The 23,685-nt window shown below is 55.9% G+C and carries 25 protein-coding genes, 2 tRNA genes and 1 pseudogene; 16 read left to right on the forward strand and 12 right to left on the reverse strand.

What is annotated here, in order from left to right; all coding sequences use genetic code 11:
* Positions 1-584: 584 nt before the first annotated feature.
* Both CFU_RS15420 and CFU_RS25555 read left to right on the forward strand, forming a co-directional pair.
* Positions 585-2,588, forward strand: coding sequence for an alpha/beta hydrolase family protein (locus tag CFU_RS15420; RefSeq protein WP_050808612.1), 2,004 nt, complete (start codon positions 585-587; stop codon positions 2,586-2,588).
* A gap of 406 nt (positions 2,589-2,994) precedes the next feature.
* A pseudogene (locus CFU_RS25555) lies at positions 2,995-3,117 on the forward strand (hypothetical protein); the annotation flags it as partial.
* Between the two features lie 179 nt (positions 3,118-3,296).
* Here CFU_RS25555 and CFU_RS15425 read toward each other — a convergent pair.
* The 5 genes from CFU_RS15425 to CFU_RS15445 are packed head-to-tail and all read right to left on the reverse strand — an operon-like array spanning position 3,297 to position 6,759.
* The gene (locus tag CFU_RS15425) at positions 3,297-4,037 is read right to left on the reverse strand and encodes an SDR family oxidoreductase (RefSeq protein ID WP_014006970.1); all 741 of its coding nucleotides are present in this window, start codon (positions 4,035-4,037) and stop codon (positions 3,297-3,299) included.
* Positions 4,038-4,060: 23 nt separating this feature from the next.
* Complete coding sequence (locus CFU_RS15430; protein WP_014006971.1) at positions 4,061-5,092, reverse strand: amidohydrolase family protein; 1,032 nt, start codon at positions 5,090-5,092, stop codon at positions 4,061-4,063.
* A 29-nt stretch (positions 5,093-5,121) separates the two neighbouring features.
* Positions 5,122-5,817, reverse strand: coding sequence for a type 1 glutamine amidotransferase domain-containing protein (locus CFU_RS15435; RefSeq protein WP_041742149.1), 696 nt, complete (start codon positions 5,815-5,817; stop codon positions 5,122-5,124).
* A 48-nt stretch (positions 5,818-5,865) separates the two neighbouring features.
* A complete protein-coding gene (locus CFU_RS15440; RefSeq protein ID WP_014006973.1) occupies positions 5,866-6,162 on the reverse strand; it encodes a hypothetical protein in 297 nt (98 codons plus the stop codon).
* Positions 6,163-6,189: 27 nt separating this feature from the next.
* On the reverse strand, positions 6,190-6,759 hold the full coding sequence (locus tag CFU_RS15445) for a flavodoxin family protein (protein WP_041742150.1): 570 nt from the start codon (positions 6,757-6,759) through the stop codon (positions 6,190-6,192).
* A gap of 108 nt (positions 6,760-6,867) precedes the next feature.
* On the opposite strand from CFU_RS15445, the gene CFU_RS15450 reads away from it, so the two are divergent.
* The 4 genes from CFU_RS15450 to CFU_RS15465 all read left to right on the forward strand — a co-directional run bounded on the left by CFU_RS15450 (position 6,868) and on the right by CFU_RS15465 (position 10,673).
* Entirely contained in the window at positions 6,868-7,836 is a 969-nt protein-coding gene (locus CFU_RS15450) for a LysR family transcriptional regulator (protein WP_014006975.1), read from the forward strand.
* 272 nt (positions 7,837-8,108) lie between these two features.
* Complete coding sequence (locus tag CFU_RS15455) at positions 8,109-8,846, forward strand: SDR family oxidoreductase (RefSeq protein WP_041742152.1); 738 nt, start codon at positions 8,109-8,111, stop codon at positions 8,844-8,846.
* A 190-nt stretch (positions 8,847-9,036) separates the two neighbouring features.
* Positions 9,037-9,969, forward strand: coding sequence for an NAD(P)-dependent alcohol dehydrogenase (locus CFU_RS15460; RefSeq protein WP_041742153.1), 933 nt, complete (start codon positions 9,037-9,039; stop codon positions 9,967-9,969).
* A 2-nt stretch (positions 9,970-9,971) separates the two neighbouring features.
* A complete protein-coding gene (locus tag CFU_RS15465; RefSeq protein WP_041742154.1) occupies positions 9,972-10,673 on the forward strand; it encodes a helix-turn-helix transcriptional regulator in 702 nt (233 codons plus the stop codon).
* A gap of 53 nt (positions 10,674-10,726) precedes the next feature.
* On the opposite strand, the gene CFU_RS15470 is transcribed toward CFU_RS15465, so the two are convergent.
* Positions 10,727-11,680 (reverse strand): LysR family transcriptional regulator, encoded by a 954-nt coding sequence (locus CFU_RS15470; RefSeq protein ID WP_041742155.1) that lies wholly within the window; start codon positions 11,678-11,680, stop codon positions 10,727-10,729.
* Positions 11,681-11,796: 116 nt separating this feature from the next.
* Between CFU_RS15470 and CFU_RS15475 the strand changes: the two genes are divergently transcribed.
* The 4 genes from CFU_RS15475 to CFU_RS25560 all read left to right on the forward strand — a co-directional run bounded on the left by CFU_RS15475 (position 11,797) and on the right by CFU_RS25560 (position 14,616).
* Positions 11,797-12,276: a putative quinol monooxygenase gene (locus tag CFU_RS15475; RefSeq protein ID WP_238531321.1), complete on the forward strand. Its 480-nt coding sequence runs from the start codon at positions 11,797-11,799 to the stop codon at positions 12,274-12,276.
* Between the two features lie 38 nt (positions 12,277-12,314).
* Entirely contained in the window at positions 12,315-12,707 is a 393-nt protein-coding gene (locus CFU_RS15480) for a DUF1330 domain-containing protein (protein ID WP_014006979.1), read from the forward strand.
* 13 nt (positions 12,708-12,720) lie between these two features.
* Positions 12,721-13,557, forward strand: coding sequence for a carboxymuconolactone decarboxylase family protein (locus CFU_RS15485; RefSeq protein ID WP_014006980.1), 837 nt, complete (start codon positions 12,721-12,723; stop codon positions 13,555-13,557).
* Between the two features lie 648 nt (positions 13,558-14,205).
* Positions 14,206-14,616 carry a papain-like cysteine protease family protein gene (locus tag CFU_RS25560; RefSeq protein ID WP_041743564.1) on the forward strand — a complete coding sequence of 137 codons (411 nt, stop codon included), beginning with the start codon at positions 14,206-14,208 and terminating at the stop codon, positions 14,614-14,616.
* A 304-nt stretch (positions 14,617-14,920) separates the two neighbouring features.
* On the opposite strand, the gene CFU_RS15495 is transcribed toward CFU_RS25560, so the two are convergent.
* Together CFU_RS15495 and CFU_RS15500 are read right to left on the reverse strand one after the other, a co-directional pair.
* Positions 14,921-15,700, reverse strand: a complete 780-nt coding sequence (locus CFU_RS15495) for an alpha/beta fold hydrolase (RefSeq protein ID WP_041742157.1) — start codon at positions 15,698-15,700, stop codon at positions 14,921-14,923.
* A 436-nt stretch (positions 15,701-16,136) separates the two neighbouring features.
* The gene (locus CFU_RS15500) at positions 16,137-16,850 is read right to left on the reverse strand and encodes a hypothetical protein (RefSeq protein ID WP_148264856.1); all 714 of its coding nucleotides are present in this window, start codon (positions 16,848-16,850) and stop codon (positions 16,137-16,139) included.
* 264 nt (positions 16,851-17,114) lie between these two features.
* On the opposite strand from CFU_RS15500, the gene CFU_RS23395 reads away from it, so the two are divergent.
* Positions 17,115-17,753 (forward strand): phage baseplate assembly protein V, encoded by a 639-nt coding sequence (locus CFU_RS23395; protein WP_190275162.1) that lies wholly within the window; start codon positions 17,115-17,117, stop codon positions 17,751-17,753.
* A gap of 175 nt (positions 17,754-17,928) precedes the next feature.
* Positions 17,929-18,372: a hypothetical protein gene (locus CFU_RS15510; RefSeq protein ID WP_148264858.1), complete on the forward strand. Its 444-nt coding sequence runs from the start codon at positions 17,929-17,931 to the stop codon at positions 18,370-18,372.
* 19 nt (positions 18,373-18,391) lie between these two features.
* On the opposite strand, the gene CFU_RS15515 is transcribed toward CFU_RS15510, so the two are convergent.
* Positions 18,392-18,468, reverse strand: a tRNA-Met gene (locus tag CFU_RS15515).
* An 86-nt stretch (positions 18,469-18,554) separates the two neighbouring features.
* A tRNA-Met gene (locus CFU_RS15520) sits at positions 18,555-18,631 on the reverse strand.
* Between the two features lie 131 nt (positions 18,632-18,762).
* On the opposite strand from CFU_RS15520, the gene CFU_RS15525 reads away from it, so the two are divergent.
* The 4 genes from CFU_RS15525 to CFU_RS15540 all read left to right on the forward strand — a co-directional run bounded on the left by CFU_RS15525 (position 18,763) and on the right by CFU_RS15540 (position 22,002).
* On the forward strand, positions 18,763-19,347 hold the full coding sequence (locus CFU_RS15525; RefSeq protein ID WP_041742160.1) for an NUDIX hydrolase: 585 nt from the start codon (positions 18,763-18,765) through the stop codon (positions 19,345-19,347).
* Positions 19,348-19,365: 18 nt separating this feature from the next.
* Positions 19,366-20,094: a leucyl/phenylalanyl-tRNA--protein transferase gene (gene aat / locus CFU_RS15530; RefSeq protein ID WP_014006984.1), complete on the forward strand. Its 729-nt coding sequence runs from the start codon at positions 19,366-19,368 to the stop codon at positions 20,092-20,094.
* Positions 20,095-20,168: 74 nt separating this feature from the next.
* The gene (locus CFU_RS15535; protein ID WP_014006985.1) at positions 20,169-20,894 is read left to right on the forward strand and encodes an arginyltransferase; all 726 of its coding nucleotides are present in this window, start codon (positions 20,169-20,171) and stop codon (positions 20,892-20,894) included.
* Positions 20,895-20,958: 64 nt separating this feature from the next.
* A complete protein-coding gene (locus CFU_RS15540; RefSeq protein ID WP_041742161.1) occupies positions 20,959-22,002 on the forward strand; it encodes a quinone-dependent dihydroorotate dehydrogenase in 1,044 nt (347 codons plus the stop codon).
* A 53-nt stretch (positions 22,003-22,055) separates the two neighbouring features.
* On the opposite strand, the gene CFU_RS15545 is transcribed toward CFU_RS15540, so the two are convergent.
* Together CFU_RS15545 and CFU_RS15550 are read right to left on the reverse strand one after the other, a co-directional pair.
* Positions 22,056-22,358, reverse strand: a complete 303-nt coding sequence (locus CFU_RS15545; RefSeq protein ID WP_041742162.1) for a hypothetical protein — start codon at positions 22,356-22,358, stop codon at positions 22,056-22,058.
* Between the two features lie 325 nt (positions 22,359-22,683).
* The gene (locus CFU_RS15550) at positions 22,684-23,676 is read right to left on the reverse strand and encodes a CysB family HTH-type transcriptional regulator (RefSeq protein ID WP_014006988.1); all 993 of its coding nucleotides are present in this window, start codon (positions 23,674-23,676) and stop codon (positions 22,684-22,686) included.
* Between the last annotated feature and the right edge of the window lie 9 nt (positions 23,677-23,685).

Here is a 23,685-nt window from a genome sequence, read left to right on the forward strand (position 1 = left end):
AATCACTAAACACGCTGCGTTGCAGCATCATGCAAAATCGTAGGGAAGCGGCCAATGCCAGTTCAAATTGGTAGTTTTTTTGTAATACCACTTTGGTGCGGAGCTGGCACCAAAGCGGTGAGCAACAGCGCAGTCGAAACAATGACGATGCCCGGTCGGATAACCGCGTTTACTCCACAAAATGGATTTGCCGTAGGCAAGACGCCAGGCCGGCGATTAGTAGTACGGTTGATTTGAATGCAATCGAAGGTGCACCAGGCTGATAAAACCGGTAGCAGACAAGGAGTGATATTGGTGCATCGCGGAATAACGCACTTGATTCAGGTTCGGCACTATTTCCGCGCAATCGGCCCGGAATTGTTGAAGGCACAAAGCGATCTAGCGAGTGCCCAGCAGCAATGCATCTTATAGCTAATCAATTGGCAAACCGCTCGACTACGGTTGGCCGCAAGCCTGGGAAGGTTGCATGCGGATGGGATTTAACAGCAGAATGCGAAAGTATCATTAAACGGTTGCTTTCGATGAGTGTTGATATATAGCGAATGCTTTCGGTTTTTAACCAAAATTTAGCCAAGGAACAGTCGATGTCTTTTCGCATTCTGCAAAGAGTTTGGCGTTATTCAACCCTATTGATGTTTGCTTTTGCAGCTAGTTGTATCGCAAGCTCAGCTCGTGCAACTAGTACACCAAGCGTTCAAAGCTTCTTTGAATATTCCGCATTCAGTAATGCCCAACTGTCTCCCAATGCTCGTTATGTGGCCATGTTGGTGCCGGCGAAGGACGGCAATGTACGGCTCGGTGTGATGGATGTGGTCGAGCGCATCCCCAAAGTGATCGCCAGTTTTGATGGCGCGGATATTGTTCAATTTCATTGGATCAATGACGATAGACTGGTTTATGCAGCTGGCGACCGGGGTGTCGGCGTTGGTGATCAGCACCTCGGCCCTGGCTTGTTCGCTGTCAATCGAGATGGGAGTGAATTTCGACAACTGATTGAGCGGTCTTTCGGATTATTATCTGCACACAATGCCACCGTAGTTCGCGCTCTCCCCGCTAATACCGGTTTCTATGCAGCGATTCGTGGTTCTGACGACATCTATGTGGCACAGCACGACGTCACGCGGGGAGTGAGAGACAGATCAATAAGATCGTTAAATCTATTGCGCCTGAATACCAAAACAGGACGTTCCACTGTCGTTGAACGTCCTGGCGTGACCACCTCCTGGCTCATCGATCGCCAAGGAGAAGCACGCGCGGCGACTACACTCGATGGCGACATCGAATCGGTCTTTTATCGGGATGCCGGGCAAAGTAAATGGCGCAAGTTAGCACAATTCAACGCTTACACCGGCGATGGATTTAGTCCCTATTTTTTCGGGCCGGACGGCGCCATGTACGTGCGTGCTCGTCATGGTAAGGACAAGGAATCCCTTTATCGTTATGACCTGGAAAAGAACAGCATTGATCCAGAGCCTTTGATATCGCTCAAAGACTATGATTTTTCTGGGTCGGTGGTCTACAACGATAAAAAATTTCTAGGCGTGCATTTTGAGACGGATGCCGACGATACCCGCTGGTTTGATCCGCAGATGCAGGCAATACAAAAATCCGTAAATGATTTGCTGCCATCGACAGTAAATCGTATCAGTGTCGGCTATCAGGCGGAAACATCCGTGTTGCTGGTCCAATCGTTCTCTGACATTCAACCATCGGTCTATTTTCTCTATGACAGCGCATCAAAAAAACTGACGATGCTTGGTAATTCCATGCCGCAGATTGACCCGTTGCAAATGTCAGCTAAAGATATGGTGCGCTATAAAGCCAGGGATGGCCGGGAAATCCCCGCTTATCTGACTTTACCCAAAGGCGCAGGCGACAAGAATCTGCCGCTAGTAGTGTTGGTGCACGGTGGTCCGTTTGTGCGCGGCGTATCGTGGCGCTGGAATCGAGAGGTGCAATTCTTGGCGTCTCGCGGATATGCGGTACTTGAGCCTGAATATCGCGGAAGTACCGGCTTTGGATGGGGACACTTTAAGGCCGGCTGGAAGCAATGGGGACTGGCAATGCAAGATGACGTTGCTGACGGAACAAAATGGGCTATTGCACAAGGCATTGCCGATCCAAAGCGCGTGTGCATCGCCGGCGCCAGTTATGGCGGTTACGCCACGCTGATGGGATTGATCAACGATCCCAGCTTGTATCGATGTGGTTTTGAGTGGGTAGGTGTGACTGACATCAACCTGATGTACGACGTCAACTGGAGCGATATATCGAACGAATATCAACAATACGGCATGCCGGTATTGGTTGGCGACCAGGATAAAGATGCTGTCCAATTGAAAGCAACTTCCCCACTAGTCAATGCGGCCCGCATCAAGCAGCCATTGCTACTTGCCTATGGCGGCTCGGATGAACGAGTACCGATAGTACACGGTACAAAATTTCGCGACGCGGTCAAGGCGACAAATCAGAATGTTGACTGGGTTGAATATCCTGAAGAAGGACATGGCTGGCAACTTCTTAAAAATAACGTTGATTTCTGGACCCGTGTGGAGAAATTCCTTAATAAGAATAATGGGAAACAGTAAAAATGCGTTATTTTGCGTGACGCTGATGCAGCTGACTTTCCCGCGTCCTCCGCGCCGCCTGGAAGGTTGGCGTTTTATCCATTTGCGTTAAAAGCACACCATTTAACGGGGCAGGCGGGCGTGGAGGATGCGATTGAAAGGTTGAAGTCGGCACGGTTTTTCATGGCAAGACAACAATATCAGGACAAAGCCGCATGAAGCGGCTTAAGACGATGCAGGCGCTGCCATATCCTCAGCGTCCGGCGCGCCGGACGGCGCACCTTACGCAAAGCGCAAACAGCGCAAGAACCTGGGCGGGAAAAGGAAGAATCAAACGACAGAAAGCCGCGACGTTTGAGAAAATCCGCAAGCAAAAAATCTCAAAACCGAACAGGACGAAAACCAGCTATCGGTCGGATTCTTTGGACGGGTGGCGCGCATCGCCCACGTGCATCAGGAGGGATTGACTGATAAGGTCTCAAAAAAAGAGCCGAACTATCATTATTCGGCCCGGCCTTACTCGGTTTCAGCGCTATCGACCAAGCGTTGATACGTACTTCATTGGTGCGCCATCTCGACAAAATCCAAGAAAAGACTGGCGCGGTGTGCATATTCCAATCAACTTGAGCACTGAGTCCGGCACCGAAATCAGTCAGTCCATTGCTTCTGATCAGTGGTTTTTGAAATTTTCGTTATCCTCAGCGTTTGCGCGAGCAATGCGAACCATGTTCAGAACTCCTGATGCGTAGGACGGAAGAGGATTTCGTTGATATCTACCTCTTCTGGTTGGCTGATGGCAAACAGCACGCAGCGCGCGAAGCTGCTGGCGGGAATGGCGTTGCGCTCGTAGAACGCCTGCATGGCCTGCGCCATGCCTTCGGCCTTGGTAGAAGCAGGCAACTCGGTATCCACCGCCCCCGGCGAGAGGATGGTAGAGCGGATGTTGTAGGGCTTGACCTCTTTGCGCAGTCCTTCGGATATGGCGCGCACAGCGAACTTGCTGGCGCTGTACACCACGCCGCCGACACTTACCACGTGACCAGCCACAGATGAGACGTTAATGATTTGCCCGCTCTTTTGTGTTTGCATGTGGGGAAGCGCCGCAGCAATTCCATACAATACGCCCTTGATGTTCACGTCGATGGTCTGATCCCACTCCTCGATGCGCTGCATCTCTAGCGGTGAGAGCTGCATCACCCCGGCGTTGTTAAGCATCACATCGATGCGACCATGCATGTCCACGGCACGGTCCACGAGCGCCTGAACTTGTGCGTGATCGGTGACGTCGGTTTGCATGATACTTTCGGTGCCCAAGCCGAGTTCTTCCGCGAGCGCGTGCAGACGATCCAATCGTCGCGCGCCCAGCATCACCTTGGCGCCAGCTTGCACCAAATGGCGTGCAGTTTCCGCGCCCAGACCGCTGCTGCCGCCGGTGATGACGACCACTTTATTGTCTATCCCTTGTGTCATGCTGGTTCCTTCATGAAGTCAGATTACAAATGCAACAGCCGTTCGGCGTTGCGGTGTGCGATGAGGGCTTTATCTGTGTCGCTGATAGGCAGGCGCTCAATGAAGGCCCGCGCGCCGTCCAGGCTCTGATAGGGGTAGTCGATGGAGTACAGGATGCGCTGCGCGCCCATCAGTGCGTGTATGAACTGGAAGTGCGGCAGCGTGAACATGCCGCTGGGCGATATGTACACATGCTCGCGATAGGTTTGCACGATCGGACGCTGGAGGCCGGAGGCTTCTTGCGGAATGGAGTCTTCCAGCCTTTGCAGGAAGAATGGCACCATTTCGCCCCAATGGCCGCTGATGAGTTGCAGTCTCGGATGGCGGTCGAACACGCCCGCAAGCAGCATGCGCACCACCTGAATGCCCGCTTCGTTGTGCCAGCCCCAGGCAAACATGGCAAGCCGCGCGCTGAGTTCGCGCTCGAATCCGCCATAGTACGGCGCTTGGACGGCTGGCAGCGGCAAACCGGGGTGGACGTACAGCGGCACTTTCAGTTCGTCGAAGGCGGCGAGAATGGGGGCGTAGCGCGCATCGTCCAGGAAGGTGTCGCCGGGACGACCATTGATGAGTGCGCCTTTGAGGCCCAACTGTTTTACTGCCCGCTCCAGTTCACGCGCGGCTGCCTCAGGTGCTTGCCAGGGCAGCGTGGCGAAGCCGGCGAAGCGTGCAGGATGCGCTTGCGCTGCCAGCGCCAGTTTGTCGTTGGCGGCACGATTCAGGTCGATAGCCTGCGCCGCAGGCAGCAACTGCGGAAAGCCACCATAGGAGAGCACCTGCATGTCAATGCTTGCCGCGTCCATGTCGGCCAGGCGCGGTTCGCCCATTTCCAGAGCTTTGCGGGCAGACTCGCTGGGCGCGATAACATGCGGACGACTGCGATCGGCCACATGCCGGCCATCGAGCACGCGGCTGCCCCAGTCGGGTAGATAAGGGGCTTCGGCACGGACCAAGCTCTGTGTGGCCGCTCCGACGGCGGGATCGAGTACGTGCTCTTCGACGCAAATCAGTTTCACGATGTTCTCTTTCTCGTGTCAGTGGCCGCTCACGCCAACAACGCGTCGCGCAGCGCTTCGCCCAGGCTCGCAGCAGACTGCGGATTCTGTCCGGTGATGAGGCGGCCATCGACGACCACATTGTCGGCCCAGTTGGCGGCGTTCTGATGGTGTGCGCCGCGTTCGTTAAGCGTGGACGCTAGCAGAAAAGGCACGACGTGCGTGGATTGCACTTCCTCTTCCTCGCCGTCGGTAAAGGCCGCCACCCGCTTGTTTGCCACCAGCAGGCTGCCATCGGCCCGGCGCGCGTTGACCAGGGCCGCCGGGCCATGGCACACCGCCGAGACGATACCGCCCGCAGCATCGATTTCGCGAATGGCCTTTTGCGCAGCAACGCTGTCAGGGAAGTCCCACATCGTGCCGTGGCCGCCGGCAAAGAAGATAGCCGAGTAGCGGGATGGATCTACATCATCTAGGCACAACGTGTGTGCGATGGCGCGGCGAAAATCGGCATCGGCCCAATAACGGGCAATGACCGGATCGTTCATGTCTTCCAGCCCATCCAGCGGCGCGGCGCCGCCCTGCGGAGAGGCGAATTCCACCTGGATACCAGCTGCCTGCAATTTTTCCAGCGGGTGGGTGACTTCGGCCAGGTTAAAACCGGTGGGGATACCCGTCGCTCCCTTCACCGCGTTACTGGTGACGACGAAGAGGACGGGCTTAAGTTCAGAAGCTTGCTTGGTCATGATCGTAGGTTCCTGTTTTGGAGGGGTGCTCACTGCGGCCTGGAAATTTCAGGCATTGCCAGGCGCAAAGAGCGCTTCCCAGTGGAACGCGCCAAGCGGGATGACGTCCCAGCCAATGAGCCCGGCCTTGGCCAGCGGAAACTCGCCCAAGACTTGCCTCGCGGCTTCAACCGATTCGCACTCGGCAATAATGGCGACGCCGGGGCGATCCTGGCGAAAATAGATGTCGCGTACGATACCGTCCTTGTAGAGCTGCCAGGTGTGGCGGAGTTCGTCCAGCATATGTGGCTTGTATTTTTCCAGACTGGCGCCTGGCTGTGGGATGTCGAGGCAAAGCAGTTTCATAAAAGGCTCCTTGGTTAAAAAAATAGGTCAAACGACTTGAAGTCGGCGCACAGTCTCCGCCACGCGCTGCCCAAGGTAGGCTGCGGTGTCGAGGTCGCTCTTGATGGGGGTGTCATCCGGACCTTGGTCGCCATTGGATTGCGCCATCGCGCCCAACCAGCTGCCCAGGCGATTGAGGTCATGCACGCTGCCACGACTGCTGTCGTTGCCGGGCATCAGATCGAGTCCGACCCACAGCATGCCGTGCTGGGCCGCAAACAGCGCCATCGAGATCAGCGAGTGCAGCTTGTCGCCGTTTTGCGCGCCCGAGTTGGTGAAACCGGCGGCCACCTTGTCGCGCCATTTCATTGCGCTCCAGACCGGCTTGGTCGAGTCTTCACAAAACTGCTTGAAGCGCGCGCTGGGAGCGCCGTTGTACGTCGGCGAACCGAAGACGATGGCATCGCTGGCCTCAAGTACGTCCCAGGGGATAGCGCCTTCCGCCACGGGAATCAGTCGTGCCTCGGCGTCTGCCACCCGGCGTACGCCCTCGGCTACGCTTTGCGCCTGCCTGGCGGTATGGCCCCAGCCGCTGTCGTAAACAATTGCAATCAGCATGTAGTTTTCCTGTTCAAAATTTTCTGGTTTGTCGCCCTGAATTCCCACTACAGCAAGTAATCGTATGATAAAGTGGAAAAATACGATCCAATGTAGAAAGATATTCCAATGACGAAGGAACTGGATTCCCCAATAGCTTTGATGAGCGCGGCTCCCGAGCGGCAGGAACGTTTCGATGGGGTCACTGTGTTTCTGGAAGTGGTACGCTTGGGCGGCTTCACAAGCGCGGCGGAGCACCTGGGGCTGACGCGCTCGGCGGTAGGCAAGGCGATGGCCCGACTGGAGGCGCGTTTGGCTACCCGGCTGTTCCATCGCACGACGCGGGTACAGAGCCTGACCGACGATGGCCAGATCTACTACGAGCACTGCGCTCGAGCGCAGGCAGAGCTGCAAGCGGCGGAGGCACAGATGGCGTCCGGCCGGCACGAAATGACGGGACGGCTACGCGTCTCCATGCCCGTGCTGTTCGGTCGCCACTGCATCGCACCCATCTTGTTGAATCTGGCGCAGCAGCATCCATCGCTTGACCTGCATTTGAGTTTCAGCGACCGTACTGTGGACGTGCTGGCTGAAGGTTTTGATCTCGCCATCCGCAGCGGCTTACTGGGGACCGAGAGCGAAGGCCTGCGGGCGCGCAAGCTGGGGGTGCAGCGCAAGCGGGTGTGCGGCTCGCCGGCTTACCTGGCTGCACATGGACGCCCGCTGAGCACGACCGAGCTGGCCGCACACAGCATCCTGCTTTACCGGCGTGCCGACCGCGTCAACGTCTGGCAGTTGCCCGATGTAACCGGCCGCATTGTGAACACGCCGCTGAACTCCCGCCTGCAACTAGATGATCTGGAGGCCATTGCAGACGCCGCCACGGCTGGCCTGGGCCTCGCCTGGCTGCCCGAATGGCTAGTCCGGGAGCGCCTGCGCACGGGACAGCTAGTCAGCGTGCTGGACGACCAGCCCGGCGGCACGGTGGACTGTTACGCGCTCTGGCCTAGCGTGGCTCACATGCCGTTGCGCTTGCGGCTGGCCGTGGACGCCCTGGTTGAACAACTGCCGAAAAGCATGGATCCAATCGCCGACTAAACGCAAAAACCGCGCTGCATCAACGGGCAGCTGTCTGCCCGGCCGCCGATGTGGGGGCATTGTCAATGGGAGGCGTTTACGCTATAAAGCCACTGTCGAAAGAGCGCAGACCAGATGGTAGCCCGGTCACCGTCCAACAGGGCGGCAGCTTTTCCCTTACAGGGTATCCGCGACACCTGCGCCGGCTTGCCGGTCGTTTAGGTGTGCCCGCTGGATTCCCAACGTCTTTCGTCGGCACACCTTCTTATTTTTCAATCAAGAAGGACAGTCGCATGAATATGACAACAAACACCATTCTTATTACGGGCGGCGCTGCCGGCATCGGCTTGGCACTGGCAAGGCAACTTTCCGAGCGCGGCAATCGTGTCATCATCTGTGGGCGCAGCGAGGAAGCGCTGCTGAAAGCACAAGCCCAGCTGCCACACGTAGTCACCCGCGTCTGCGATATCACTGATCAAGCAAGTCGCCAGTCCATGGTGAACTGGCTGAACACCGAATATCCCGGACTCGCCATGGTCATCAACAACGCGGGCGTGCAATACCGCCGGTTATTCACTGATGTGAACGCGTTGGAGTACCTTGAGCAAGAGGTCGCTACCAATTTCATCGCGCCGGTGCGGCTCATCGGCGAGTTATTGCCATTGTTGAAGCGACAATCCCAGGCTGCGATCATTAACGTCACGTCTGCCCTGGCATTCGCGCCAATGGCGGATGTTCCAGTCTACTGTGCGACCAAAGCAGCTATGCACTCCTTCACGCTCACCCTGCGTCACCAGCTCAAAGCGACGAGCGTCCGGGTTGTGGAAATGGCGCCGCCGATCGTTGACACCGGACTGGGTGGCGGAACCCGGAGCGGAGGCGCCGCCGGACAGCAGATGATGTCCGCCGACGAGTTCGCTATCGACGCCCTTATCCAGTTGGAAAACGATCAGGACGAAGTGCTGGTCGGCTTGTCTGTGGGCGCACGCAAGATGGGCGAAGCCTTGTTTGAGCGCATGAACGGGGCTTGACGACATTGCCCTGTGCGGAGACAGAGGCGACTGATCAATGGTGACAGAATCTGTCACCATGGCGAATTACACTAAGTCTTCTGACACAACCGACACAAGGGAAGAGGACCAACATGATTACTAACGCTAAGGGATCAGATCAGCATATCAAGCGCTTATGCTTCGTTGAACCAAAGGGAAACGGCCCGCTATGAAACGCATCCAATATCACCAATACGGCGGCCCAGAGCTTATGCAGCTCGATGACTTCGAGTTGGCCGCGCCGGGTAAAGGCGAGGTGACAGTAAAAGTCAAATTTGCAGCCATCAACCCAATCGACTGGAAGCTGCGCAACGGCATGATGAAGATCGTTACCGGAAATGCCTTTCCCCGCGCGATGGGTATGGATTTTTCGGGGGTGGTGACCGCGATCGGTCCAGACGTAACACGCTTTCGTCCGGGAGACGCGGTGTTCGGCCTGGCCCGTTTCAAGGAGAGCGGCGCCCTGGGCCAGGCTGTGGTGACCAAAGAAACCTTCCTGGCAAAGAAGCCAGACGAAATTTCTTTCGAGGACGCGGCTTGCACGGGGACCCCGGGAGTCACGGCATGGAACGGCTTGGTTGACAAGGCGAAACTGAAGGCCGGCCAGCTCGTCTTCGTCAACGGCTGCGCTGGTGCAGTTGGCGAAGCGGCCGTGCAGATAGCGCGCATACTCGGGGCCTCGGTTGAAGGCAGTTGCAGCGCAGGATCGATGGAACGGGCACGCTCCCTCGGCGTCCAAGCGGTCTATGACTATCGGACTACGGATTTGGGGACGCTCGCTGAGCGTTTCGACGTAGTCTACGATACGGCCGCTACGATGACTACAGCGATGGGACTAAGCCTGCTGCAAAAGGATGGTGTATTCCTGGACCTCAATCCAACTCCGGGCAAGTTCATCCGTTCTATCTTTAACCGTAAACTGAAGCCGATTGTGGGTACACCAAGGCCTGACATTCTTGAGCGCGTTGCCGCTGAGGCGCGAAAAGGAAAATTTCGACTGCCGATTGCCAGAATCGTAGCTCTCAATGAAGCGATCCAACTGATCTCGGAGCTTGAGGCGGGTCTGAAGCTCGGTGGCAAGTGTCTCGTCGCAATGGAGTAAGCGTGTCGCGAAGCCATCGGTTATTTGACCTTATGCAAGTCCTTCGCCGGCACCGCGGCACGGTGTCCGGCGAGGTGCTCGCACGCGAGGTCGGCGTATCGCTACGTACCATCCGTCGCGACATTGCGACGCTGCAAGCATTAGGTGCTGATATCAATGGCGAGCCAGGTATCGGTTACATACTCCGACCAGGCTTCCTTCTGCCGCCGTTGTCTTTCACGGCAGAAGAAATTCATGCACTCGCAGCCGGCGCCCAATGGGTCAGCCGCCAAACGGACGATGGCCTGGCGCACGCCATGCAGAACGCGATTGCAAAAATCGATGCAGTGCTTCCGTCAGAAATGAGGCGAGCGCTGGATGACAATGCGCTGTATGTCAGTCGGCAAAGCGAAGATACAGGGGTTGATCTGGCGCGGGTTCGACAGATGCTACGCGAGCAGCGCAAAATGCACATCGTGTATAGAGAAGAAGACGGGCCCGTGCTGGAGCAAACGATCTGGCCGATCATGCTCGGTTTCGTGGAGTCACGGTGGTCCATTGCTGCCTGGTGCGAGTCGCTTGGCGATTTTCGTCGCTTTCGTGCCGACTGCATTGTGACGGTAGATTTTTTGGATGAGCTCTATCCCGGTGCTCGCCGGCAATTGGTCAAGGAATGGCAGGCTCAGGAAGGGCATCCCTGCAAGCGACGAAAAAGCGCCTGCTAAATTTCATCTGGCCCGCCAACAGGCCGCTGGCATAACGCAAATTCGATCAGTGTTCACGCAAGGTACGACTGGAGTTTCTTCAATGGCACGTGCAAGAAGTCATCTTTGCTGAATACTTCCAACAAATAATTAATCACAGCGTGTACGCGCGGCGCCAACAACGCCCGATGCGGGTATTGAAGCACCATTTCATAGTCGCCCGGATGATGACAGTCATTGAGTACGACCTTCAATGTTCCTGCGCGCAGATGGGGCCAGGCATGATGAACGCCTACCTGAGCAATCCCGAGACCCAACAAGGCTGCCTGTGTCAAAGCTTCCGGGGAGGATAGCGTCACCGTCGATGCTTCCGGTTCGAATGTTTCAATGCTCCCGTCCATGCTGCGGAATGACCATTTCGAATACGAACCGTTGAGGAAGCGCCTGTTGATGATCTTGTGTTGTTTCAAATCCTGAGGCGTGCGCGGCACACCATGGCGTCCCAGATAAGCAGGTGAGGCAAACAGCGCCATGTTCAAGCCGCAAATGGTACGAGAAACCAGGGCCGAATCCGGAATCTGTCCTCCGCGCAACGCCAGGTCATAACCTTCGTTAATCAGATCTATACAGCGGTCGTCAAAATCGACTTCCACAGACAGTTCCGGATAACGCTCGAGGAGACCAGGCAAGGCGGGCATCAACTGGTCGCGTCCAAAAGCGGCACTTGTCGAAATACGTACCCGTCCACTCGGTTCGACCCGTTGGGCGGCAACTGTATCGACGGCAAGATCAAGTGCATCCAATGCGATACGAGCTTGCTCTAAAAACGTAACTCCTTCAGAGGTAAGTTTTAATGTACGCGTGGTGCGATTCATCAGTCGGACACCCAGTGCTCGTTCCAGGCCCGCCACATTCTTGCTGACGGAGGCCGACGACACGCCCAGCTTACGTGCCGCAGCGGCAAAACTCCCGCCGTCTGCCACTTGAACAAACGAAAGGATGGCGCGTACACGCTGCGTTGCGTCCATGGTAATTCCTTCTTCAGTATAAATATTACCTTTATATCTCAAGTTCTATTATTAACCTTAATGCACGAAAGCATAAACCCAGTCGAGTATTTAAGTGAAGAATAAGTGCGGCCATAATGGATTGGGCCAGTAATCACATTTCAAGAAATGCAGCCCGTGAGCCATCTCCCAGCGCAGATAACCTTATGTACATAAAGAATCTTCTTATCTCTGGGTTATCTTCATTGCTGCTATCCATTTCAGGATCTGCCAGTGCCGGAAGTACACAAGAACGCTTTGTGCGACTGGCTGAACTTGAAATCGATCCAGGACAGCTGGAAAGTTTCAGATCTGCAATCGAGGAAGGGATCGAGACGGCCATACGGGTAGAACCTGGAGTTTTGGTCCTGTATGCCGTGTATGAAAAAGATCGTCCTTGCCGTGTGCGAGTTTTTGAAATGTACACGGACGCACATGCATACCAGACCCATCTTGAGACACCGCATTTCAAGAAATTCCGCGATGCAACGAACAAAATGGTGATCTCCAAGACCTTGCTTGATGCAGTTCCAATCATGTTAGGCGCCAAGGCGAATATTGCACCATCCTCGAATTAATCCGGAGAAAGCACCGCTCCTTTAAAAAGGCAATCCTCATGATTAGAAAAACCATTGCAGGCGCCGTTCTTGCAGGTATTGTCATCACTACATTCGCGGCCATGGTTTCCTATGCTCAAGCATCGGCAGAAGCTGCGCGCCCGGCTTACTACGTTGCCGACTTTGAAGTCACCGACCCTGAAGGCATCAAACCATACAGCGCGCAAGTAGAATCGACCTTCAAGCCATACGGCGGCCGCTTCATCGTCAGAGGTGGGAAGGTTACCCAGCTTGAAGGTCAAGCATCGCGTGGACGCCTGGTCGTCATCGCCTTCGACAGCATGGACAAGGCGCAGGCCTGGTACAACTCGCCGGCGTATGAAAAGCTGAAGCCGATTCGTCACAACTCCGGCGAGTCCCGCGTTTTCATCGTGGAAGGCATGCCGAACTAAGCGGCGACACACCTTGATCATTCCTGCCGGACAAAATCTCTCAATGAAGACTCTTGTCGCAGCAGCCATGGCAGCTGCAGCAGCATCTCTTATGTTTTCAGCACATGCTGAAACAGCAAAAAGGACATCTATGCAAATCACCCATCCATTCTCGGCCGTAACTACCCTCGAGGACATCCGCTCAGTTTCCCCTGCACTCGAACGCTACACGACAACTACTCTATCTGGCGACCTGTGGAAGCGGCCCAACTTAACTCCGCGGGACCGTAGCATCGTGACTCTGGCGGCGCTGATCGCGCGCAACCAGACGGTGGAAATTCCGTTCCATGTCAACCTGGCACTCGACAATGGCGTCAAGCCTGCGGAAATTTCAGAAATCATTACACACTTGGCGTTTTATTCCGGTTGGCCGAACGCCATGTCAGCGGTGGTGGTGACAAAGGAAATATTTTCTCAGCGCAAAATTGGCATCGATCAGTTGCCGCCGGCGTTGGACAAACTGTTACCGCTGGATGAGGCTGCAGAAGCGCGTCGCGCGACAGCTGTCGCCGAAAACGTCGGGCCGGTAGCACCCGGCGTCGTCAAATACACCAGCGAACTGTTATTCCACGATTTGTGGCTGCGCCCAGCATTGGCGCCACGCGACCGAAGTCTTGTGACCGTAAGCGCACTTATCGCTGGAGGTCAGGTCGCTCAGATTCCGTTTCACCTTAATCGATCAATGGACAATGGACTCACAAAAGATGAAGCGTCTGAAGTCCTTGCGCAACTTCCGTTCTACGCTGGCTGGCCGAATGTCATGTCCGCCGTACCCGTCGTAAAAGACGTCTTTGAGAAGCGTCCGAACTAGTCGCTGCAAGCCTGCCGCATTGATAGGCGCGCGCAGTCAATCATCTAGCTTTCTCCAAGCAAAGTATCCTGCCATGAGCGCCCGCGGTGCGACAATACTTGCAGATATATATCATCACAAGCATCCAGCGCCATCACATTGCACATGGTGAGAGTGGTTTCGAGCGGGAGTTCGCTCAGCAAGAGGAAATTTCGCTTTGGCTGGTCACTTGTTACTAAGCGGTGAAAAAATCAGCGTCATTCTCAATAAACTAGGCATGCAATGAAGATTGGACAGAATACCGCTTACGAAGCGCAGATAAGCGATAGATCCGAGGCGGGTGGAGTGTCGCAGCAGCCGAAGCAGAAGTTCACTCAACCCGAGAAATCGCGTCCCGGCGCGCTTTCGGCACCCCCTCCCCTAGGTACGCGTCTGACGCGCAATTCTCTGCCAACCCAACCGCCGCGTCTGAACGTTATATCGCGTCATGGTTCGGCAGCCGAGCGTGGCGCCCCTGCATTCAGCGGCACCCCGTCGTTCGGGGGCGGAGGGCAGAAAAGTTCTAGTTCGAAGGCATCGAGTTCTTCTCGCTATGCGGCCTTAATGCAGAGCAAACCTCCGCTATTCCTCCTCCGCAATGTGCCTTATGTCTCCCAAGGGAGTGAACAGATGGGTTGCTGGTACGCATGCGCCAGGATGATAGGCCATAGCGCCGAAGCCGGTCCTAGACTAGGTCTTCCGCAACGTTATAGTTCGGACGCTGGTCATCAGGCACTAAAAGAACCAGCTGATATTGAGCAATTCATTTCGAACGAGGGACTATCGAGGGTCAATCTACCAGATTCACAAGCGTTTTCGCTCGAGGAGTTGGTCTCTCTTCTCGAGCAGCACGGCCCCATTCTTTTCGCGTGGCACCCCAACCAGAACAGTGGGCATATGTCAGTTCTGATAGGTGTTGACAAGAAGACCAGCAGTGTTGTTTACCATGATCCTCAGAAAGGTCCGGACAGGGGCATGCCGCTAAGCCACTTCAATCAGCACCTTGCATGGGAGGTGCCGTACGCAATGATGCATCGTTAAGCCCAGTTCGTTCTGGCGGATTTTTACTCTAAGGAACGCTTGCAAGCCCCCATCGCGAACCGCCATTCGCGCCGGTGAAGGATCTGCTATATTTCCAGACCGGCACTGTAGTACCTCACCTGGCAACAGTAAAACATCCCCCAGCAGTTGGTAAGTCTCATATCAACCCGCTGCCAGGTGCGCCGATTGCGGCAACCCGGCAACATGCATCGCATGACTGCCGACCAGGTCGGTCCGCCCTGATCTCGCATCCGAACGCCAAGCGACAGACGCAAAAAACCGCGTAGGCAGCCTGGCTCGATGCTTAAGCCTTGGCGCGCAAGAAGCGCTTGACCGCTTCGCCAAATTCATCAGGTAACTCATCATGGATAGTATGGCCGGCGGAAAACTCCAGATAAGTGCAATCGGGATGATTAGCCCGCATCCACTGTCCATCTTCCGTTCGCATGTCCCTGCTGCGCGTACCGTGCAACAGCAACGTAGGACATTGCAGCTGCAGCCAGTCGCCCGACCAGTCGCCAGTCACGGCTTGCTGGGAGCGGGCTATCCAATGCGGATTGAAACGAAAACCCCAGCCATCCTCATACTCGCAAACGCTATCCAGGAAATATCGATCGCCGCTTAGTCCCCGGTCGGCCAGCAGTTCCAGCAAATCGGACAGGCTGGCGTAACGATGCGGCCAGTCGGTGGCGAACCCGATCCTGGGGGAGACGTGCACGCCGATGTCTTCCACCACCAAAGCACTAACCATAGCGGGATGCTGAGCTGCGAATTGGTAGGCATTTACTCCGCCAAGCGAATGCCCTAGCAGAAACAGCGGGCGTTCCGGACTCAGATGCCTGACCAGATTGTGTACGTCCTTGACATAGGCGCTTCTGGAGCAATCTTCAGGATGCTGACTCCAGCCATGGCCGCGCTGATCTAACGCGACCACGCGATAGTCCTGCGCCAGCGCCTGTGCCAAAGGCGAAAAATTGCGGGCACAGCCAAAGTGCCCATGCATTGCCAACAATAACGGTGCGTCGACGCCGGAATCGAGGTAAGACAGGCAGACGCCGTCACTATCAAAAGTAAATCTTTTCATGCTCAATTATTCTCAAGCCGTTAACCCGTTTGGAGTCTACATTATTTTTTAATTGTCAATTTCCTCGGTTAACAGACAAGCGCTATTTTCTGTGATGTGAATGAGACAGAGAGGGCGCTCACACTTTATCTATTTGTCAGATATTTAACAAAAATATAGAATGCCCCAGCTCATCGCTAATGCAAAAAGCACTCCGAAAGGCAGCAAATAAATGAAATTGTGTAATAACGCATTACGAAGCGTCACAGGTACTGTCATATCGATCGCTTTTCTGTCCGGCTGCGCGATCAATATGAAAGTGCCCATTAAAGATCCGGCTTCGTCCACCGGAACGTATGACAAAACTAATGCAATACCTGAGACGGCTTTATTATTTAAGGATGAGCAATCGGAGTCGGACAAGGCGCAGATTCTAAGCGGTACGGACACGACAGGTTTATAGACCCTGAAGTTTTGGTGCAATACCTTCCAAAGACATTTGAATTGCTTCTTTAATGCCACCAGCTATGGATTCTTTGTTCTCCGGTTGGAATTGATAATACGTTCTGAAATGGTAAGGCTTTGAATCGATGGTGAATTTTAGCCAGGTAACTATCACGTCGTGTCCGCTATTAATCTCTGACCCAAAATATTCACCTTCCTTTTCGTTTTCGCAGCCCACAACCTTTTCTTTCGGATGTCTATTTTTATCGGGATCGGTATCGATAAGTATTTTGTCAAACGTATAAATGTCTTTGTTAGCTGCCAACGCATCGGCGGCTTCTTGAAGAAGAATTGCATTAATAAGCCCCCCGCCAAGGATACCCGCCACACGCTGCTTTGACTTCAGTCGACTATTGTAATAAACGTCAAAGCGCTCAAGAGTTACTTCATGAGAGGTGACGGTTGGGGCATATTTTTGCAACAAAGAAGCGAAGATGACGGCTTTGCGCGGATTATATTCATCTGCCGATTGGTAGTGAATGCCGTAGCGACAGCTATAGATGTTGCCTTCTCCGGCCATGTAACCTGGATAATTATCAGGCTTTGTATTGTCCACTACATATTGGGTTTTTGACGGGGTGATTCCTGACATATCGACCTTATTGTCAATGGAGGCACATCCACCTAAAAGTAATGCGCTCAAAGTAAAAATCGACGCTCTATTCATTTTCTCCCTCTTGTTTTACGTAGATAATTTATTGCAAAAATGTCGATTTAATATACAGGGACTATATTATCTAGCGATACTTTGTGCAATAAAATGTTACATATTCAAACGTTGAAAGTTAAAAAAGGCTGAGTCATTACATCCGCCTCCCACTTGGTAATCACCATCATTCGACTGGTACTAGTTAGCTATGCAGGGTTGATATGCTATATATCAACCCGCTGCTTGATGCGTCCCCACGCGCAACACGGCAACATGCTTAGCATGACTGCCGACCAATCCGAACTGCTGCGCTTAATCCTGAATCTGATCCGATTCGGCACCATTGCCAACATCAACCACGACACCCAGCGCGTGCGCGTCAAGGTCGGCGAAAACACCACTACCTGGCGCCCCTGGATCACATTACGCGCCGGCGATGCACAGACCTGGTTTCCACCGTCCCTAGGCGAACAGGTCATCGCGTTGTCGCCCGAGGGGGATTTCGCCAATACGGCAATCCGCATCATTTGCGTCTCAGACGGCTACGATTCCAAGCACAGTGCGCGGAAGATCATGCGCGGCGTTCGCGGCTTAATTAACGAGTTGTATCTGGACGATCTGCGACATAAAACACACCGAGGCCAAGTCGGCCAAGTGGAAAGAGGATTTGTCGCCGGCGGCAAATCTTATGGATATGACCTGGTCAAGTCCGAGGAGGGAAGCCGATATCTGGTTAACGAGGCGCAGGTAAAGTGGGTACGGTGGATATTCGAGCACTACGCAGCAGGTGACAGTGTCCAGCATATGGCACATGAGCTGAACCGTCTGGGTGTGCTCTCGCCGAGAGACGGCACCTGGGCCGTGTCAGCGCTATATGGCAGTCCAATCAAGGGCAGCGGGATTCTAAATACTTCCCTATAGATAGGGAAGTATGTCTGGAACAGATCCCAATGGATTAAAGGTCCACACTGCGGCGGAGCCGTAATTGCCATAAATCCAACTAGATATGGGTGCAACGCGGCCAAGATCGCGGGCCCGCAGTTTGCCCAGAGTTTACTATTCTGCGCGAACAGTTGAAAAGCGACTGCTATCTGTAGTGCGCGATGAATTGCTATCGCCTGCCGCCACAGCCGAATTCAAGCGCGTATTCAATCAAATGCTGGCCGAAAGACTTACCGGCGGTAAAGAAACGCTTTCATTGAACCAAGAAAGGCTGTCTCAGCTGGGTGAAATCAAACGGATGGTAGAAGCAATTGCAGCCGTGGGGATCTCGCCGGCTCTGGTCACTCGCCTAAAGCAAGCTGAAAAAGAGCGCGTCGCAATCCAGAGGTCCATTGAAACTGATGCAGGTCAACAAAAAGCATTGGCGCCGGATGTTGCCCGTCTGTTCAAAGAAATGCTGATGGACCTATCTAGCGCGCTGCAAGACAACAGGCCGGCCGCTCATACCATTCTGCGCGGTGTCTTCGTGAAAATGCAAATTGAACTACAAGGCGATGAAGTCTGGGCCAAAATGAAAACGGACCGGCTACTAAGTTAGTAGTCGGTCCGTCTTTTATTGGTTGCGGGGGCAGGATTTGAACCTACGACCTTCGGGTTATGAGCCCGACGAGCTGCCAGACTGCTCCACCCCGCGTCTGAATATAAAAAGCCTTAAGCGTTTTCCACTTAAGGCTTGATGCGCAAGAATAGCCCCAATACTGCTAGCCTTCTTGCTGTAACTGGTTGCGGGGGCAGGATTTGAACCTACGACCTTCGGGTTATGAGCCCGACGAGCTGCCAGACTGCTCCACCCCGCGTCTGAAGAATGAAAGTATATAGTGTATTGCAGTGCAATGCAACCAATACAGACAATCGGATTAAGAACAGCTCTATCTAATGGGCAATGCTAAACTCCCAAACTACCGATTCAAACTACCTATTGCCGCCTATGAAATTTTGTTCCGAATGTGCGCATCCCGTCAGCCTGCAGGTTCCGCAGGACGACAACCGCATGCGTTATGTCTGCAGCAACTGCGGCAGCATTCATTATCAGAATCCGAAAATGGTGATCGGCTCCGTTCCGGTATGGGAGAAGGATGGCGAGCTGCGCGTGCTGCTGTGCAAACGCGCGATCGAGCCGCAATATGGTTACTGGACCCTGCCCGCCGGCTTCATGGAAAACGATGAAACCACCGGCGACGCCGCCCGCCGCGAGACCCTGGAAGAAGCCGGCGCGCGGATCGAACTGCATGAGCTGTTTTCGCTGCTCAACGTCCCGCATGTACATCAGGTGCACCTGTTCTACCGCGCCACCTTGCTCGACCTCGATTACGCAGCCGGCATAGAAAGCCTGGAAGTCGGCCTGTTCACCGAGGCCGAGATCCCCTGGGACGAAATCGCCTTTCCCACGGTCGAGATTACCTTGCGCGCCTTCTTTGCCGACATCCGTAAAATCCGCCAGGAAGGCGGCCAGTTCAGCCTGCATACGCAAGACATCTTCAAATCCATGCGCGCCGGCCTGGCGCCTAAATAAAACACGGGCGGAGCCGCGATGATCCCCTGGCTTGAACTTGACAGCCCGTTTCCCGACGTCAGCGCGGCGCTGACCGAAGAAGATGGCGCAGGCGGCTTGCTGGCAGCAGGCGCCGACCTGTCGCCGCGGCGCCTGCTGGATGCCTACCGGCACGGCATCTTCCCCTGGTTTTCCGAAAACCAGCCGATCCTCTGGTGGAGCACCGATCCGCGCATGGTGTTGAAGACCGAACAATTTGCCGTTTCCGCCAGCCTGCGCAAGACCTTGCGCAAGGTGCACCGCAGCGCCTCCACCGACCGGCGCTGGCAGGTCCGCTTCGATTTCGCCTTCGAACGCGTGATGCGCGAATGCGCGGCGCCGCGCCGCGACGGCGCCGGCACCTGGATCTCGGAAGACATCGTGGCCGGTTACCGCGCGCTGCACCGGCTCGGTTATGCCCATTCGTCGGAAGTCTGGCTGGACGGCAAACTGGTGGGCGGCGCCTACGGCGTCAGCATCGGCCACATGTTCTACGGCGAATCGATGTTCACCCGGGTCAGCGACGCTTCCAAGATCGCCCTGGCTTACCTGGTGCACTTCCTGCGCCAGCACGGCGTGGCGATGATCGACTGCCAGCAGCAGACCGACCACCTGGCGTCGCTGGGCGCGCAGCCGATCGCGCGCAGCGAGTTCCTGCGGCACCTGAAACAGGCCATCGCCCAGCCGCAAATCCACGGCTGGCGCCCGCTGCCGCTGTTCAGCGATTGACGGCAAACAAGCCTCTTATGTAAACCAAGATTACGGTGTAAATTATCAGTTATAAGTCATCAGCCGGAACGCACATGACGCACTTAAAAGATCTACCCTTTTCGACCCTGCAGTTTTACGCCACCGCGCCCTACCCGTGCAGCTACCTGGATCACCGCCAGGCGCGCTCGCAGGTGGCGACGCCGTCGCACCTGATCAACGCCGATGTCTATTCGGAGCTGGTGAAGAACGGCTTCCGGCGCAGCGGCATCTTCACCTACCGGCCGTATTGCGACGGCTGCCAGGCCTGCACCCCGGTGCGCACGCTAGTGGCCTCGTTCCAGCCCAACCGCAGCCAGCGCCGCGCCTGGGACAAGCACAGCCAGCTGAGCACGCTGGTCACCAACCTGGCTTATGTGCATGAGCATTACGATCTCTACTTGCGCTACCAGACCGCGCGCCACTGCGGCGGCGGCATGGACCAGGACAGCCGCGACCAGTACGCGCAGTTTCTGCTGCAGAGCAAGGTAAACACCCGCCTGGTTGAATTCCGGGAAGCCGACGGCACCCTGCGCATGGTGAGCATCATCGATGTGCTGAACGACGGCTTGTCGTCGGTGTATACCTTCTACGATCCCGATGTGCCGGGCGCTTCCTACGGCACCTACAACGTCCTGTGGCAGATCGGCCAGGCGAAACAGCTCGGCATGCCCTATGTCTACCTCGGCTACTGGATAGAGGAAAGTCCGAAAATGGCCTACAAAATCAACTTCCAGCCATTGGAAGCGTTGCGGCAAGGCGAATGGAGTGCGTTAAAATAGCGACCGCAGTTTCACCGCAGTCGCTATTCCCCCTATTTTGCACCACCTTTTACAGCCGCCTACCGTGCCAGCCAAACTCCTGTACGCCTTCGCCCGCCCCGCCCTGTTCTCGCTCGATCCGGAATCCGCCCACAACCTGACGCTGCCGGCCTTGCGCCGCGCCGCCGCGCTGGGACTCACCTCGCTGCTGGGCAAGACGCCGGCCGATCCACGCACCGTGATGGGCATCAGCTTTCCCAATCCGGTCGGCCTGGCCGCCGGGCTGGACAAGGACGGCGCTTACATCGACGGCCTGGCCGCGCTCGGTTTCGGCTCGATCGAGGTCGGCACGGTGACGCCGCGGGCCCAGGCCGGCAATCCCAAGCCGCGCATGTTCCGCCTGCCGGCGGCCAACGCCATCATCAATCGCATGGGATTCAACAACGGCGGCGTCGACGCCTTTGTCGCCAATGTCCAGGCTTCCCGCTTTTACCAGGAACGGCAAGGCGTGCTGGGACTGAACATCGGCAAGAACGCCGATACGCCGATCGAACGCGCCGCCGAGGATTACCTGCACTGCCTGCAGAAAGTCTATCCCTACGCCAGCTACGTCACCGTCAATATTTCCTCGCCCAACACCAAGAACCTGCGCCAGCTGCAAGGCGCGTCGGAGCTCGACGCCCTGCTGTCGCAGCTCAAGCAGGCGCAGCAGAAACTGGCCGACCAATACCAGCGCTACGTTCCGATCGCCCTGAAGATCGCGCCGGACATCGACGCCGAACAGATCAAGACCATCGCCGACGCCTTGCTGCGGCATAAGATAGACGGCGTGATCGCCACCAACACCACCATCAGCCGCGATGCCGTCAGAGGCCTGCAGCACGAGAATGAAGCCGGCGGCTTGTCCGGCGCGCCGGTGCTGGCCTTGTCCACCAGCGTGGTGCGCCAGCTGCACGGCGAACTGGGCGATGCCTTGCCTATCATCGGCGTCGGCGGGATTTTCAGCGGCGCCGATGCACAAGCCAAGATGGCCGCGGGCGCATCGCTGGTGCAGCTGTACAGCGGCCTGATCTACCGCGGCCCGGCGCTGGTGCGCGAATGCGCGGCAGCCTTGCGCGAGCAGGATTAAAAAAAAAGCGGCGCCAGTTGCCTGGGGCCGCCTGGCGTTGCGCTGGCCTGCTTTTATTTTGCAGCCATTTTCGATTTGACCAGACCGACGATCACCATCAGTATCGCCCCGCCAACGCCGCCGCCGCCGACGTTGCTGATAATGGATGTCAGATCCATCCCGCCCGCCGCCGCGCCGGCCCCGGCTACAGCGCCGCCGGTCAGGGCCGCAAGCAATCTGCTGCCGATGGCGCCGCCGACAATGCCGGCGATCGAATTGCCCACCGGGCCAAGGTTAAACTTACTTAATATGCTGCCTGCAATGTTGCCGCCGGCGGCACCGCTGACCAGTCCGATTATCAGTTGAGTCCAGTCCATAGAGAGCTCCATTTACGTGACGTCGATTAATCAATCAAGTGTTTACCCTACCCGTCCGGTACGCCCGGACTAGCCGGGTAATATCAGCAAGGCAATTCAGTATAGGACGAACCTGATTGTTAAGTAGCAACTTTTTTGCTGCAACGCAACCATGGACTGTCCCGGCGAGAGGCCGGACGGCAAAGAAAAAGCCCGCTGGCCTTGCGGCAGCGGGCTAAATCCGAACCCGAGGAGGGACGGAGGAGACAAACCAAATCGTAGCGTCCGAATATGACAAGAACATGACCCGGGCCTTGCTCAAGCGGGTTTAGAAGCGGCGCTCGGCTCAGGCGATTTTCAGGATGCGCTGTTCAAAATCGGCCTTGTGCACACTGTTGCTGCCGGCGCTGTGCGGCTCTGCCTGCAATGCTTCAACGATATCTTCACGCTTCAGCTGCGGTGCAAACTGCAAGATGAAATCATAGGTATAAGAACGCAGGTAGGCGCCGCGCCGCACCGCCAGCCGGGTCACGTTGGACGCCAGCAGATGCGACACCTCGATCGAGCGCAAACCGTTCTGGCGGCTATGCTCGGTCGCCATCGAAGCCACCAGGCCGACGCCGAGGCCGAGCGACACGTACTGCTGGATGACGTCGGAATCCATCGCGGTCAGCACGATGTCCGGCGTGATGCCGGCAGTCCGGAAAGCGTCGTCGATATGGCCGCGGCCGGTGAAGCCGATGTCGTAGGTAATCAAGGGATAGGCAGCCAGGTCGGCCAGGCTGATCGGCTCGCTGATTTCCAGCAAGGGATGATTCTCCGGCACCACCAGCACATGGCTCCATTCATAGCACGGGAAGGAAATCAGTTCCTTGAACTGGGTCAGGCCTTCGGTAGCGATGCCGACATCGGCCTTGCCCGATATCACCCAGTCGGCGATATGTTCCGGCGAGCTTTGCTGCAAGGCGATGCGGACATCCGGGAAACTGGCGCGGAAACCTTGGACCACGCGCGGCAAGGCATAACGCGCCTGCGTATGGGTGGCGGCCACGGTCAGGGTGCCGCTGGTTTCACCCGAATATTCCTGGCTGGCCTGGCGTAAATTCTCTGCTTCCTGCAACAGCCTTTCGACGATCTTCAGGATGCCCTTGCCGGGATCGGTCAGGCCGATCAGGCGTTTGCCGTTGCGGATGAAAATATCGACGCCGAGCTCTTCTTCCAGCTCACGGATCTGGCGGCTGACGCCGGGCTGCGATGTAAACAGGACATTAGCTACTTCGGTCAGGTTGAAACCGCAACGCGCTGCTTCGCGGATTGATCGTAATTGCTGAAAATTCATAATGTTCTC

It is taken from the genome of Collimonas fungivorans Ter331, assembly GCF_000221045.1.
Classification (GTDB): domain Bacteria; phylum Pseudomonadota; class Gammaproteobacteria; order Burkholderiales; family Burkholderiaceae_D; genus Collimonas; species Collimonas fungivorans_A.